The organism is Candidatus Krumholzibacteriota bacterium (assembly GCA_016932415.1).
Lineage (GTDB): Bacteria > Krumholzibacteriota > Krumholzibacteriia > Krumholzibacteriales > Krumholzibacteriaceae > Krumholzibacterium.
On sequence record JAFGCX010000017.1, the window covers coordinates 1 to 15433 of the forward strand.

Annotated in this window: 9 protein-coding genes; 7 read left to right on the forward strand and 2 right to left on the reverse strand. The window is 52.2% G+C overall.

The window, feature by feature from the left end; genetic code table 11:
• Positions 1 to 953, reverse strand: a 953-nt coding sequence (locus JW814_06325; GenBank protein ID MBN2071058.1) for a glycosyltransferase, incomplete at its 3' end; no start/stop codon positions are given.
• Positions 954 to 1184: 231 nt separating this feature from the next.
• Between JW814_06325 and pyk the strand changes: the two genes are divergently transcribed.
• The 6 genes from pyk to JW814_06355 all read left to right on the forward strand — a co-directional run bounded on the left by pyk (position 1185) and on the right by JW814_06355 (position 10297).
• Complete coding sequence (gene pyk / locus JW814_06330; GenBank protein ID MBN2071059.1) at positions 1185 to 2588, forward strand: pyruvate kinase; 1404 nt, start codon at positions 1185 to 1187, stop codon at positions 2586 to 2588.
• A 646-nt stretch (positions 2589 to 3234) separates the two neighbouring features.
• Positions 3235 to 4446: a citrate lyase subunit gamma gene (locus JW814_06335; GenBank protein ID MBN2071060.1), complete on the forward strand. Its 1212-nt coding sequence runs from the start codon at positions 3235 to 3237 to the stop codon at positions 4444 to 4446.
• Positions 4447 to 4494: 48 nt separating this feature from the next.
• Complete coding sequence (citF, locus tag JW814_06340; protein ID MBN2071061.1) at positions 4495 to 6033, forward strand: citrate lyase subunit alpha; 1539 nt, start codon at positions 4495 to 4497, stop codon at positions 6031 to 6033.
• Between the two features lie 103 nt (positions 6034 to 6136).
• Positions 6137 to 8077 carry a phosphoenolpyruvate carboxykinase (ATP) gene (locus JW814_06345; GenBank protein ID MBN2071062.1) on the forward strand — a complete coding sequence of 647 codons (1941 nt, stop codon included), beginning with the start codon at positions 6137 to 6139 and terminating at the stop codon, positions 8075 to 8077.
• A gap of 158 nt (positions 8078 to 8235) precedes the next feature.
• Complete coding sequence (locus tag JW814_06350; protein ID MBN2071063.1) at positions 8236 to 8709, forward strand: hypothetical protein; 474 nt, start codon at positions 8236 to 8238, stop codon at positions 8707 to 8709.
• 136 nt (positions 8710 to 8845) lie between these two features.
• A complete protein-coding gene (locus JW814_06355) occupies positions 8846 to 10297 on the forward strand; it encodes a T9SS type A sorting domain-containing protein (GenBank protein ID MBN2071064.1) in 1452 nt (483 codons plus the stop codon).
• A gap of 12 nt (positions 10298 to 10309) precedes the next feature.
• Here the strand turns inward: JW814_06355 and JW814_06360 are convergent, their stop codons facing one another.
• Positions 10310 to 13246, reverse strand: a complete 2937-nt coding sequence (locus JW814_06360) for a M1 family metallopeptidase (GenBank protein ID MBN2071065.1) — start codon at positions 13244 to 13246, stop codon at positions 10310 to 10312.
• A gap of 246 nt (positions 13247 to 13492) precedes the next feature.
• On the opposite strand from JW814_06360, the gene JW814_06365 reads away from it, so the two are divergent.
• Positions 13493 to 15421, forward strand: coding sequence for an insulinase family protein (locus tag JW814_06365; GenBank protein MBN2071066.1), 1929 nt, complete (start codon positions 13493 to 13495; stop codon positions 15419 to 15421).
• The last annotated feature ends 12 nt before the right edge of the window (positions 15422 to 15433 follow it).

The following is a 15433-nucleotide window of genomic DNA, read 5'->3' on the forward strand; positions in this document are numbered from 1 at the left end:
GGCACGAGATATCCGTCTTCTCCATCGCTGATCACCTCGGGGATACCCCCGACAGAAGTCGCCACGACCGGCAGAGCCGAAGCCATCGCTTCGAGAAGAGTAAGAGGAAGTCCTTCAGAATCGGATGAAAGGACAAAAAGGTCAAGAGCGCTGAAAAAAGTAGAGACTTTCGGCGTCGCCGGCAGGATCGAGAGAGAGCTTCCAACGCCGAGGGATGAGGCAAGCGAACGTAGAGAAGTTTCCAGGGGGCCCTGGCCGAGGATCGCGAGATGGGCCTCGGGAAATTCCTTCTTTACGGTGGAAAAGGCTTCTATCAGAAGCATATGGTTCTTGACCGGAACGAGTCGTCCTACCGTACCGATGAGAGGCGAGCCGGTGGGAAGGCCGAACCATTTTCTTCCTTTTTCCGGGGGGAGCGGATCTTTATAGGGAGAAAGGCATATACCGTTGCGGATCGTCACGATACGGTCAGCCAGGGTGGGGAAACAGGCCTCGAACGATCTGTGAGCATGTTCTGATACGGTGATGATCGTCCGGGCCCTGCGCGCGAAAAACCGGTACGACACCCTGTGGAAAAAAGGCAGGTCGGCGGGAAGCCATGGACGGTGTTCCGTCCTTATCACGGGTATCCTGTTTCTGATCAGCAGTGAAGAGATCGCTTCCCAGATACCGGCGGAGGAGTTATGCAGGTGGAGAATGTCCGGCCCTGTCTCCCTGATCAGTGAGGAAAGGGCTCGTGGCAGGGACCTGTCGATCCCTTTTTTCTTCCCCAGAAGAAAGACTCTACCCCCGTGTTTTTCGATTTCCTCGACAAGATCCCCGCCTGAAGAAAGGACAAAAACAAAGTGTTCGAAGGTTCTATCATCCCCACATCGCAGCAGAGTGCTTATTATATGCTCGGCGCCCCCATGGTAGAGGGAATATACTATATGGGCAATCCTGTACTTCGTCATGACGCAATAGTACCGAACGGCAGGGGTATCTTTCCAGATTAATCAGAGAATTTTGATTAAAAACTAAAAAGAATCGCGATATCCTGATATTGTTATCAACAGTGGGCAATATCTGCCGATAAAACTGTCAGGCCGCGGGCGCGGCATGACATGGCATATTTAAAGTGCCGCTGGATCACCAGGAATAGTCCTGCCTGGACTGCCGGAAGTGTAAATCGCTGGAGGTGTTCTTTGAAAAGAGCGAAGATCGTATGTACTATCGGACCGGCATCGAGAGATGAGGAGACGCTTAAAAGATTGATCGATGCCGGGATGAATGTGGCGAGGATGAATTTTTCTCACGGAGAGCATGCCGAACATCTCGAGGTATACGACAGGATAAGAAAAATAGATGATTCAGTGGCGATAATGCAGGATCTTCAGGGGCCAAAGATCAGGGTCGGGATAATAGAATCGGGAGAGATGATGCTTGGTTCCGCCGAGGAGATCACTCTCACTACCGGCGATAAGAAAGGGCCAGGAAAAATAGTGCCGGTGACATATTCTCATCTGCCCGATGATGTCGTGCCCGGCAACAGTATTTTTCTCAACGACGGACTGATCCAGCTCGAGGTCCTTCGTGTTGAAGGACGGGAGGTCAGATGCAAAGTCCTGCTCGGAGGGATACTGACTTCCAGAAAAGGAGTAAATCTCCCCGGGGTCAGGGTCAGTTCGCCGGCGCTTACCGAAAAGGACAGGGAGGATCTCGAATTTGGACTCGACCTTGGAGTGGACTATGTCGCCCTTTCATTCGTCAGACGCGCTGAAGAAGTACGAGAACTTAAACACCTGATAGATATGGCAGATTCATCAGCCAGGGTAGTCTCTAAGATCGAGAAGCGCGAAGCGCTCGAATCAATCGACGAGATCCTTGACGAGACAGACGCCGTAATGATAGCAAGAGGGGATCTCGGCGTGGAGATCCCGACCGAAGAAGTCCCCGTGATCCAGAAATCACTTATTGAGATGTGTCTGGCGAAAGGAAAACCGGTGATAACTGCGACCCAGATGCTCGAATCGATGGTAAATTCGAAAAGGCCGACAAGGGCCGAAGCGAGCGATGTCGCCAATGCAGTCATAGACGGGACGGACGCGATCATGCTCTCTGCCGAAACAGCGACGGGCCATTATCCGGTCGAGACGGTCGAGGTGATGAGCAGGATCGCTGAAGCGGCTGAAAAATACAAAAGCAATTCATTCATAGTCCGAAAGGATTCAAGCGGATTCATTTCCGATGAAGCTGGCGCGCTTACAGATGCAATAGCCTCCGGCGTCGCTGCCGTTGCCAGAGATGTGGGCGCTTCGGCGATCGCCGTACTGACACACGGTGGGCAGACAGCCAGGTTGATCGCAAGACGAAGGCCCGAAGTACCGATCATCGCCCTGACAGATTTTCTTCCCGTTGTAAGACAGATGTCTCTCGTGTGGGGAGTGGAGGCTATCCCGGTTGAAAGCATAGAAGAGACCGAAACGATATTCTCGATTGTAAAGGAAAAGGTCAGGAAAGCGGGATATAAAGGGAGAGTCGTTATGACGGCAGGTATTCCTACAAGAGAAAGAAGGCCGAGCAACACGATACATGTAATCGATATATAGGGAAAGAAAGTTTACGGCAAAGAGTCGGGAGTTAAAATATTTTACGGCACAAAAATGTGAAAAAACGATGATAATCTGTTAAAAAACCAGGAAATGAAGGGCCGGAAACTTGGCCATCATTCTATAACACAAAGCCAATAAAAACGTTACTGACGTTTTTAGAAGTCGCGAGCAGTCGAGGCTTTCCTCTTTCCCGTGCTGGTCGCCAGACTCCACCTTTCTGGCATAAAACTTGATGTAATAATGGGATAGAGCCTGAGATGAGCCCGCGGAAACTCTTATAAAAACGGGGCCTCCCCCCCCAACGTTAAGAGAAGGTTCGAACAGGCGCCAGAGCCGAAGGAGGCTTGAGCAGCACGATCATATTTGAAAACCTTCGGGGACCTTATAAAGCGGACCGTGACCTGGTCCGCTTTTTTATTATCCATTCGACAGTTATGACAGACGACCCTTTTAAATTAAAGAGGAAAGGGCGGCAAACCCTTTTGACAAACAAAACGGTTTTGGTTACATTGTTGCAGACCATAGGGCCTGTAGAAAACAGGACAGGCCGCCTCTGGTTCCTTGGGCAGGGGATCGAGCCTGTCAAAGAGAGTGGTATTGACGGCGAATATTCCCTGAAAATAAAACCTGGTGGAAGTGGGTCATGGTTTCAAAAAATGAAGCTCGTGCAGGCAGGGATGAAAAAAAGGGAGACCTTTCTATCATCCTGAAGTTGAAAGAGCGCGGCGGGATATCTGTCAATGTGGACAGTACGGTCGGTGATTTGTTCGGCGCGAAGATCGCGGAAAGAGTGGAAAAGACTCTGATTAACCTCGGCGTCGGCGATGCTGAGATAGAAGTCGCTGATATGGGGGCTCTCGACTATGTCATCCAGGCCCGCGTGGAAACGGCGGTCAGGCGGCTTAAGGAAGTTGAAAAGTCCGATCTCCCGAAAAACACAATAAAATATGGCCCGCCGGTCAGGGACAGGCTGCGCAGGACAAGGCTCTACATGCCGGGGAACAATCCAGACCTGATGCGCAACGGAGGGCTTTACGGCGCCGATTGCCTGATACTCGATCTCGAGGATTCGGTCTCTCCCATCGAGAAAGATTCTGCAAGGATCCTTGTTCGCAATACCCTTCACACGATTGATTTCGGCGCCGCCGAACGGATCGTGAGGATCAATCCCCTTTCAACACCGTACAGCAGGGAAGACCTTGAGATGATAGTGCCGGTAAGGCCCGATACGATCCTTATCCCCAAATGCGAGACAGCTTCCGATGTCGCAGACGTGGCGGCGATCATCGACAGGATAGAGCAGGAAAACGGTATAAAGGAAAAGACCCTGCTGATGCCGCTTATCGAGACGGCAAAAGGGATCCTGAACGCTTTTGAGATCGCTTCAGCAAGCGACAGGAATGTCGCGCTCTGTTTCGGGGCGGAGGATTTCACTGCCGACATCGGTGTCGAGAGGACAAGGGAAGGGGCCGAGACCTTTGTCGCGAGGTCTTTGCTCGTCCTTGGCGCCAAGGCGGCCAGGGTACAGGCTATAGATACGGTATTCTCCGATTTCAAGGATGAAGAAGGGCTGGTAAAAAGTACAGAGGAAGCGATGGCTATCGGATTCGAGGGCAAGGGCGTGATACATCCGTCACAGATAGATCCAGTCCACAGGGTCTTTACGCCGACGAAAGAACGTATAGAATACGCGAGGAAAGTCGTCGCGGCGATAGAATCGGCCAGAGAAAAGGGAAGCGGAGTCGCTTCGATCGGAAGCAAGATGGTGGACGCGCCGATAGAGATCAGGGCGAGAAAGATCCTGAGGCTTGCCGGCGCGCTTGGCCTGCTCGATGATGATCCACCGGTGGTATGAATATAGAGTTGGGTGATTAAACCTTAGTCAGGGGGATGGATCGTGAAGATGGTCCGGAACGCTCTTGGAAGAATGATTCCAGAGGAGATCGATGGCCGAATATTGAGACCTTTCAATGGAGCGCATGCTGATCATGGCGGCGGAAGAAAAGCCTCCCCTCCGATAAGGGCGGTCGTCGATTATGAAAATAAGGTTAGAAAATCCCTTGATGAAGCGATAGAAGCATGCGAGATAAAGGACGGGATGACGGTCTCGTTCCACCACCACCTGCGAAACGGTGATCATGTAGTGAACATGGTTATCGACAAGCTCGCCGAAAAAGGGCTTAAAGGATTGACCATAGCCCCCTCGGCCCTTTTCCCCGTGCACGAACCGCTGATAAGACATATAGAGAATGGTGTCATCACGCATGTCGAGGGATCGATGAACGGGCCGGTCGGGAGGGCCTGTTCTCTCGGAAAGATGAGCAAAACCTCGATACTTCGTTCTCATGGCGGAAGATACAGGGCGATCCAGGATGGCGACCTTCATATAGATGTGGCCTTTATCGCCGCTCCCGCGGCAGATTCGTTCGGAAACTGCAATGGCAGGACTGGCCCGTCCGCTTGCGGAGTGATGAGTTACGCTCTCGCCGATTCACAGTACGCCGACAGGGTAGTCGTACTGACTGACAATCTTGTGCCATTTCCGAATCATCCATGGATAATCAGGGGCGGGAATGTCGATCATATCGCGGTCGTGGAAAAACTCGGAGACCCTGGACAGATAGTCTCCGGCACTACGATGATAACCAAGAGCCCGACCAGGTTACTTATAGCGAAATACGCGGCGCAGCTTGTCAGCGATATGGGTCTTATCGAAGAGCCGGAATTCTCATTCCAGGCGGGAGCTGGAGGGATATCCCTCGCTTTTATCAAATATCTCGGGGATATGCTCAGGGAACGAGGAGCAAAGGCCGATTTCGCCAGGGGAGGGTCGAATAAATTCCTCGTCGATATGCTCGAGGAGGGGCTTGTCCAATATATTCTCGACGGCCAGTGTTTCGATGGAGTCGGGATAAGGTCTCTCAGGGAAAACCCCCGGCATGTGGAGACGGACCCGTTTACTTCATACTGTTATCACGAGAAGGGCAATTTCGCTACGCGGGTCAGGGCGGCGGTCCTCGGAGCTACTGAGATCGATCTTGATTTCAACGTCAATGTAAATACCCACTCCGATGGATGGCTTCTGCACGGGATCGGCGGATTCACCGACGTATGCGACGCGTACTGCACGATAATAACGGCGCCCCTGCTGAGAGGCAGGTTGTCAACGATAGTAGAAAAGGTGACGACCGTCACCGCGCCGGGAGAGACTGTCGATGTCCTGGTCACCGAACAGGGGATAGCGGTAAATCCCGCCAGAAAAGACCTTCTCGAAAGGCTCAAAGGGACGCGAATTCCGATGAGATCGATAGCCGAGCTGAGAAAGATGGCGATAGATATCGCAGGAGAACCGGAAAAACCTCAGTTTGAAGAGAGGATCGTCGCGCTGATAGAATATCGTGATGGCACTGTTATTGATACCGTAAGGCAGTTGAAAGTATAGATCTGCCACTGCGCGGTAATAAGATGATCGAACGATCCCGGCGGCGTATGAACGAATACTTCTCCCGGCCGCAAAGGCACCACATCTCTTCAAAGGAGGAGTTTTGAAAGGCTCCAGCTCAAAGACATTTTTAAAAGATATCGTCAGCAGGATCACCACCCTTGCTGAAAATAAAGGGCTGCTTGTCAGCGATAGGGAAAAGATCTACCGGCTTTCACTTCACGACAAAGTTACTCTGCGGGGAAGAAAAACCGAAGATGTACTCAACATTCACGGATCTCCTTCTTTTATAACAAGGAAAACAAGCAGATCGGCGGCACAGACGGAGATATTTTTCGCCGATCCGGATGAAAGACAAAAAGAGATCATCCTCGCCGCGGTAAAATTTCTCGAAGATCACCTTGCCGGCGGGGGAGAACTTCTTCTTATGGACAAGAAGATGGGGCTTCACCGCGATCATTCCCACCTCTGCAGAACCATAGTGACACCGGATTACGCGAGGATGCTCGTCATGTGGGACAGGCTGATCTTCGACCAGAGTGCCGACGAAAAAGGCGATGGCCCGGGGCAGGTGGAAGTCCTTATTCCGGAATGGGAGGAATACGCGAGGACAAAAGGCCTCCCTCCGGTAGCCATTCTCGTCGACGCGGTAAACAGGATCACATTCGCTCTCGGAAGCGATTACTTCGGCGAGGTCAAGAAAGGCCATCTGCGAATGGCGATGTACAGTGAAAAACTGTCTTTCCTCGAGGGAAAAGGGGGAGGACTGGGCGTGCATGCCGGGGGGAAAGTCATAGGTGTGGTAGAAAAAGATACCGGGAAAGTGAAAGAGAAGGGTGCTCTCTTCTTCGGCCTCAGCGGAACAGGAAAGACGACTCTCTCCGTCCACCATTTCTGGCTCGACGCGGAAAATGGAGAACACGTGATCATCCGCCAGGATGATTTCTTCGTCCTGGGAAAAGACGCGAAGGCGTATGGCACCGAGGATAACGCCTATATCAAGACGGAGGGACTTGAGGCTGAAGGGCAGCCACTCCTCTATGCGGGGGCGACGAGCCCCCGGGCGGTGCTTGAGAATGTCTATATCGAGCCCGGGACACTCAGGCCTGATTTTTTCAGGTACGACCACCCTCATGTTCAGGGAGGCAGGTGCCTTAACGGGCGAGGGATCGTGATCAGAAAGGAACTTGATTTTACCGACGAGAGGATTGATCTCGACCGGGTCGACATGATCTTCTTTATAACGAGAAGAGAAACAGTCATTCCTCCCGTTATGAGACTCGATACCGAACAGGCCGCCGCCACTTTCATGCTCGGTGAATCGATACTTACCTCGGCAGCCGATCCGGCGAGAGCGGGAGAATCGGTCCTCGAGGTGGGAACAAATCCTTTTATCGTGGGATCAAAGGGAAAAGAAGGGAATATATTCCTCGATATTCTTGAAAGTAACAGGAATATCCAGGCCTTTCTGCTCAACACGGGCGGTTTCGGCGGGCGGACAGTCGAGAGTATGGCGGGGACGCTCGATTCGCCGGAAGGGATGGAGGCTCTGACTGACTACCTTTCAGGGAGACCCCACGGGGAAAAGGGAAAGGTGGTGAAGCGTTCTCTTGTCGACGGGGCCGAGGCCCGTTTCACGATCGACCAGGTCAGGTTCGAGGTAGAAAAGGACAACAGAAGATACAGATCAAAGGCAGAACTTGAGGAGATCGTTGAAAAGATCGAAAGAGGCGATGCTGACGCCTCAGATCATGATCTCGTCAGGATCGACAGGCTCCTGGGTGAAAAGATAAGGATACAGGATTCAGCGGCATGTATCAGGGAAATTTCCAGGGGCGCGGTCGAATGGAAGAGGGATGATTACTGGGGATATGAGGTCCCCGTCTCCCTTCCCGGAATCGATATGTCGAGATTCGACGAAAACAGGTTTTACACTCCGCCGGAACTGATCGAGCTGAAGGAGAGGATCAGAAAAGAAAGGATAGAATGGCTTCATTCTTTCGATGATCTCGATCCCAGGATAAGGAATAATTTCGACATCTAGTTATTAAAGGCACGTCCCGCCGGAGTATTCTTACGGTCTGGCCTCAATCCCAGGTTATTTTATTCCCTGAAATATTTCTTTGCTCTTTTGGTCAGAATATACTAGGCTGTGGCGAGTCTGATGAGTGTAACGACAACTGGCCCAGAAGGAGGAGTTTTATGCGACGTCTTATCGCCCTGTCCCTGCTCGTAATCATTCTCGCGGCGGCTTCCGGAGTAAATGGAGAAGGAATCCGCGAGAGAAAGCCGACGCTCGTCTACGGCGAACTTGGTGGAAAGGCCATATTTTACAGTATGGGGGTTGAAAGGTATCTCACAAACACCTTCGGCATCGGGGCAGGAGTAATGGGTATCGGCGTCAGCGACGGCTTCGTCGGACTTTTCCCCATCTATATCTCACTCAATCCGGTCGGTGATATGCACAGCCTGTATCTGTCGGGCGGGACGCTGATCGCGGCGGCTTCGAACTGGGATGAGACCGAATCGGCAGCTCTCTTTACAGGGTCTATCGGATACCAGTACCAGTCGGACAGTGGGCTCTGGGTGCGGCCGACGATCAATGTGATCTTTGACACCGATTCGGAGGGGCTTTTTTTAGTTCTTCCAGGTGTCGCCATCGGTGGCAGTTTTTAGACTGTCGAAGCTGGGAGAACCGGTATGAAGAGATAGCGGCAAAACAGCTCAGACCCCTTTCCATAAGAGGGTTTTTCTGCTATATTGGAAGCACGGACTCCGGCACTTTAAACCCGCCCCTGTATGCGAGGTCAAGATGTATCGGACTATTTTGCTTGCTGCAGCGCTGATGGCAGCCTCTTCAATGAACCTTTATGCCTCAGGCGTGGAAGAAGAGCTCGAGGCCCTGACCCGGATCGTGGATCAGGGTGGATACGGTTTCAGCGTAGGCAACACATCGGTAATGCGGCTGTCTCCGGAAGAAAGAAGCCTGATGCGGGGGTTTATTCCTCCTTCCGCAGAGATGTGGAAATCCCTGCCGAAGTTCAGGACATCGGGCGCTGATATCGACGACCCTGTTTTCGACTGGCGCTCGGGAGGGTACGTAACCGGTGTCCGCAACCAGGGCCCATGCGGTTCATGCTGGGCCTTCGCCTCGATAGGGCAGCTGGAATCGCATATAATCATCAACGACGGAGTGGTTTTCGATCTTTCCGAGCAGCACGTTATAGACTGCAATATCTATGGCAGCGACTGTGGCGGAGGGAATACGCAAGCGGCGTATCATCTTCTGCGAACGAACGGAGCTGTCCTGGAATCATGCATCCCATATACGGCGACCGACGGCAATACCTGCGGTCAGGATGCCTGTCTCAGCGTCGCGCTGATCAGCGCCGGGATGGCGGTGAACAACGATATCGCCTCTATCAAGGAAGCTCTTCTGTCTGGACCTGTATATTCAGCGGTCAGGACTCACGCCCTTTTCGACGCATATGACGGCGGATGTTACGATTATGACGACAATCTTCATGAACCCGACCATGCCGTGCTTATCGTCGGATGGGACGATACCGCCTGCGGCGGGAGCGGCGCCTGGATATGCAAAAACAGCTGGGGTACCGGCTGGGGGATAGACGGATTTTTCTACATCAAGTACGGCGTCAGCTGGATCGGCTGGTACGCGACGCAGATATCGTATCATCCCATCGTCGAGATAGTGTATCCGAGCGGAGGAGAGACTCTCAATATAGGAGACCTCGTCAATATAGAATGGACTACCGGCAACGTAGAACCAGATTCGGTGAGGATCATCCTTGAGTACAACGACATGTCGCCGGTGCAGACGGTCCTGGCGACAGGGCTTACCGGCACGAATCTCTATGTCTGGGAAGTTCCCGAACTTTACGTTGAGGACGCTTCGATAGAGATCATCTCTTTTCTGGGAGACGGGATAAGGGGTAGCGACCGCAGCGGCGGATTTGATATTTCTCTGGGGAACACGGTCAGACAGAACTATCCCAATCCCTTTTCCGAGACCACGACTATTTCCTATTCGCTTACCCAGGCCGGGAAAGTGAGGATCACGATCTTCGACAGTAACGGTCACCTGGTCAGGGTGGTCGAGGAGAAGACACGCGAACCGGGAAGTTATACAGTCGAATGGGACGGCCGGTCGGAAGACGGTTCCGTCGTATCGTCAGGGGTCTATTTCTGCAGGATCGAAGCGGGGACTAAAGACACGACAAAGAAGATCGTCCTGTTGAAATAGAAGGCTACAGTCCTAGAAAAGGCTGTTGAATCCGATCGTCCAGCGAAATTCCCATTTTTCCTCATCCCCCGCGAGTACAGGATCGCTCAGATAGATCGGAAATTCAGCCCTCAGTTTCCACACCTTCACTCCCACGCCGAAGTCCTGGAGTATGCCATCAAAAAGGTCTGAACCTATCTCGCTGGCAAAAGGATCCGGTATGGACCTCATCCTGTCTCCTCCGAGGATCTTTCCCCAGTCGTGAAAGAGGCAGAAGCTGGCTCCCGCTTTTTTCCGAAGGGCCGGACCGAGAGGAAGTGGCAGCGGCATCTCGAGCTCGAAATTGGAGGTGAATATCGATTTGAATCCGAAATCGCCGTTGTAGTATCCGCGGAGGTTCCCGTCTCCAGGCACGTGGAAGTTTCCGTAATTGTCCTTCCAGAAAGCGCCACGGCTCCGAAGCCAGAAGTAATCATCCTTGTCGATGCTGCCGGCGCCGGCCAGATTGAAAAGTTCCTGCACCGGTGGGTCTATGGTAGCACGGCCGTAAAAGAAGCGAAGCTTCGGAAGGAAAGGCGCGGGCCAGTATATCGAAGGCCAGATCCGAAGATCGAAGGAGAGCTTCTCATAGTTGTGTTCGCTTCCCCAGGTCGAACGCTCAAGCCCGAGCAGGACCGAGGAATCAAGAATATCGGTGCGGGGATAACTGGCTATGAACAGTGAAGCTTTCAGGTTCTTTCCTTCTTCGTAGCTGCCAGGGATGATATATTCCGGGTCTTTCATTTCCTGGTAAGTAAGTTTCACCGTGTATTGTTTCGCCAGTGGTTCGGATAGGTGCTTTCTCCTTATCTTGTCTATCGCGAGTGATCCCCCCTGCCTGCCTTCCCGGTTGTAGGCGTCGAATGACCAGCTCGCCTCACGTCCGAAATATCCCAGCGGAGACTCGAAAGCTCCATAGAAATCGATCGTCTCGCTTTCAAATCCGTAAAGGCCCTGAAGGGTGAAATTCCTGTAGGTCCCGTCATAACTGCCGCGTATCCTCAACCCGGCCTTTCCGCCATCGATATCGTTATAGTAGCCCAGGGGCAGAAGACGCAGCTGATAGGCGTCAGATGGGTAGTATCCACTGAAAGGGTTGTCGAGGACGAGAGCTCGCCTGCGGGGCGAAAAATTATCGAGTTGGTATATGTCGAGGATCTCATTCTCAGGGTTGATGGAGAGCGAGACAGGTTCGACGGGAAAAGTGAAGGATTTTTCATGCTCTCTGGGGAATCCATCGATCCATTCGGATACCGTATTGCCGTTTTTCAGCCGGAAAGCGAGCTTGAGCGGCATGATCATCTCGCCCTTGCGTTTTACCCTTACGTCGGCGACCCAGTCGTCCGAGGATTTTTCAACGTCGAAGCGATCGACGGCATAATCGCAATCTTTCGTCGTATGAAGCCACTGCCTGAAAAACTCACCAAGGTCTTTTCCAGATATCTCTTCGCATATCGAAAGAAACACCTCTTCGTCTACATGTTTGAATTTCCAGCGCTCGAAATAGGTGTGCAGTATCTTCCAGAAGTCTTCGTCACCGACGTAGTAACGCAGCGCGCGGATAAAAAGGGCGCTTTTTATATATACCATCGTCCTGCCTGAACTTCTGAATTCATGGTGCGGTGTGGCGACACGTTCGGCGAAACCGGACCGGTGATACCCGATCACCTCGTCTGAAAGCGATTCCCACAGAGTCTTCCTTGGAGCAAGGAAAGAGAAAGACCCCTTTCCGTCAGGCTTTCCATAAGGGCCGTAAGTCAGTTCATTGTAGAGGAACTTCTGGTACTGCGTCAGGCCTTCATCCATCCAGGCTTCGTCGCGTTCGTTATTGGCGAGCATCCCGTAGAACCAGCTGTGTCCAAGCTCGTGGAATATCAGACCTTCCCTTGCCGATCCATTCATGACGAGCATCGGGTATTCCATCCCGCCACTCGAATTGGCATCGACTATACTTATCTGGGGATAACCGTAAGGCCCGGCGAATCTATCGAGCCATTCGACCGCCCTTACTCCGCGGGCGAGAGCTGAATCGGCCCAGGAGGTGTTCCATGGCCTGTAGAAACTCATCACGCTGTAACCGTCGCGTTCGGCGCTCTCGACTATATAATCAGGATCGGCGCACCACGCGAAATCATGGACGTTCTCGGCGCGGAAAACGACGGTCTTCATCTTTTCCCCGGTTTTATCGGATCTGCCGCCATCTGAAGAGCTTTTTTCTCCCTTTTTGTTTTTCCCCCAGCCAGGGTCGCCGGAGACAGGGACCCCGGTAGCCGCCACGACATATCTTTCCGGCAGGGTAATATGGACATCGTATCTGCCGAATTCTCCATAGAATTCTCCCATTCGAAACTGGTCGGGGTGCCATCCTTCGTTGTCGTATACGACCATTTTCGGGTACCACTGCCCCATATCGTAATGGTCGCCGACATATCCCGCCCTCCCGAGGCGTTTTCGTATTTTTTCGGTAAAGGCGAGGGTCATCGCCACTTCAGCTCCAGGAAGGAGAGGGCGCGCAAGCCCGGCCCTGAGGATCGTCCCGTCGACGGTGAAAAGCGCGGCGCGTCCGTCTATAGTCAGGGTGTCGATATCGAGGAATCCCCTGTTTTTTCCGGGGAGTCCGACAAACTGGAACCAGACGCCGGCGAGAAAATCCTTTAAAAGTTCGGAATCCCTCTCCCTGTAGGCGTTCGGATAGAGGTGAAGGTATATCTCTGAAAGGGTGTCGGGAGAATTATTCTTATACTTTATCTCCTGCGTTCCGGTGAGGGTGTGCCTTTCCGTATCGAGGCGGCACTTGATAATATAATCCGATCTCTGTTGCCAGTAAGGTCGATCGATGCCGGGGAGGCTCCCGGTCTGGGCGGACAGAGCGGAAGCATAGAGGATAAATAACAAAATAATAAAAGATATTCTCGTGACTGGTTTTTTCATTTTGCCTGTCATCCCTTCATAAGACGGATCCGGATATGCTTGATGGCGGCCTCAGCCGCTTCTTTTTAGTTCGTGTAAATTACCACAGCGGCTGTTACTTATCAAGACAGATAAAAGTTGTACAACGACAACCACGAGCAGTTCCATTATTCATTTTCCTTGAACCGGTGGAGAGAGGCTGATAAAATCATCTTTCGGCCGTCCGGGACAGGCTCCCGGGGCCTTCTGACAGAGACGAGTAACCAGGTGACAATGATCGACTTCCGGGAAGGAGGAAGGATGAACAGAAAGTGCAGCGCCCTTTTCTTTACGGCGCTTTCACTTCTGCTGGCTATTCTGGTCCAGCCGGCGCTTGCAGAAGGGACTCTTGAAGAAAAGGTAAATGAATTCGAGCTTGATAACGGCATGAAATTTCTTGTCGTCGAACGGCACGAGGCCCCGGTCGCCTTCTGTGCCATCGTGTTCAACGTGGGATCGGCGAACGAATGGCCGAACGTTACCGGGATATCGCATCTTCTTGAGCATATGATGTTCAAGGGATCAAAAAATATCGGAACGACAAACTATAAAAAAGAGATCCCATATATCGAAAAAACCGATGAGCTTGGAGAAAAAACGATAGAACTGCGAAGCAGGATAGAGGAGTGGCGGTTCGAGGCTTTCAAGGATTTCAGCAAAACTGTCATCTCGGGGTTCAGCGAAGAGGAACAGGCGGAAGTCGGTACTGACAAGTACAGGCAGAACAGGCTTCTCATCGAGAAGATAAGGGCCCTTGAAGAGATGCCGGAAGAGATGGTCTCAAGAAAATACCTTCTTGAGCAGGACGGGACCGACTATCTGCGGCTTTACCTTGAATACGAGGAGGCCTGGGGGGAGATCGTCAGGCTGATAGACGAGCAGAGGGGAAAATACATAGTCAACAATGAACTCTGGGAATCATACATGAACAACGGGTCTCGGATGCTCAATGCCGGGACATCGAACGATTTTACAGTCTATTTCGTGTACCTTCCCGCGAACAGGCTGGAATTATGGATGACCCTTGAATCTGACAGGATGGATGAACCGGTATTCAGGGAGTTCTGGACAGAGCGCGATGTCGTTATGGAGGAAAGGCGCCTGGCAGAGAACGATCCTGACGACGTACTAGACGAAGCGTTCAACTCCGTGGCGTTCACCGCCTGTCCGTACAAGTGGCCGGTGCTGGGATGGATGAGCGACCTGAGAACTACCGACCGCAAGGAGCTTATGCGATATCATCAGATCTTTTACGCTCCGAACAACGCGACAGCCGTCGTGGTCGGTGATATCGAACTGGCTATGGTGAAAAAGATGGCAACGAAATATTTCGGTCCGATCGCGGCCCAGAGCGACCCCGCTCCTCTCGAGACGCGCGAACCCGAGCAGCAGGGTGAAAGAAGGCTCGTCATCGAGCATGACGCCAATCCGAAACTTATGATAGGATATCATAAACCTCTCTATCCCGATCCCGAGGCAGTCGTCTTCGAAGTGATGAACAATATTCTCGCCGGCGGACGTACCTCGAGGCTGTATAAATCTATATACGAAGAAAAGCAGCTTACCGCGGAGCCTCCGGCAGTCTACACCGGGCCGGGAGAACGCTATGACAATCTTCTGATCTTCTCAGCCGAACCGCGGCATCCTCACACGCTCGAAGAGGTCGAAGAGGCGATATTTGAAGAGATAGAAAAACTCAAGACCGAACCGGTGACTGACCGGGAACTCCAGAGGATAAAAAACCAGATCGATTCCCAGATGATCCAGCAGCTGGGATCCAACCTCGGGATTGCCTTCACGGTGCTGATCGGAGAGATCTACAGGGGAGATTACAAGGCGATGTTCAGGCAGATCGAGATGATAAAGAAAGTGACTGCCGACGACGTGATGCGTGTCGCCGAAAAGTATCTTACAAAGAAAAACCGTACCGTTGCGTGGCGGGTTCAGGTCGAGAAAGAGGACGCGGGGGAAACGGGGGAAGAGGAAAAATTCGACGAGCAGAAATTAAGGGCCTATATCATGTCTCTTCCGCAGGATGAGATGATGGAGATCGTGCAGAAATTCCAGAGCATGAGGTCGGAAGCGGAAGCCATGGAATACGCTAAGGAACTGATGGAAAGGGCAAAAGCCGCAGGTTTCTTCGACAAGAAGGAATAATGGAAGAAAAGG

What these genes read in the sequence shown, in the direction of transcription:
- JW814_06335 (MBN2071060.1), top strand. Translation starts at nt 3,235, where the DNA reads ATGGTTTCAAAAAATGAAGCTCGTGCAGGCAGGGATGAAAAAAAGGGA.
- citF (MBN2071061.1), top strand. Translation starts at nt 4,495, where the DNA reads ATGGTCCGGAACGCTCTTGGAAGAATGATTCCAGAGGAGATCGATGGC.
- JW814_06350 (MBN2071063.1), top strand. Translation starts at nt 8,236, where the DNA reads ATGCGACGTCTTATCGCCCTGTCCCTGCTCGTAATCATTCTCGCGGCG.
- JW814_06355 (MBN2071064.1), top strand. Translation starts at nt 8,846, where the DNA reads ATGTATCGGACTATTTTGCTTGCTGCAGCGCTGATGGCAGCCTCTTCA.
- JW814_06360 (MBN2071065.1), bottom strand. Translation starts at nt 13,246, where the DNA reads ATGAAAAAACCAGTCACGAGAATATCTTTTATTATTTTGTTATTTATC.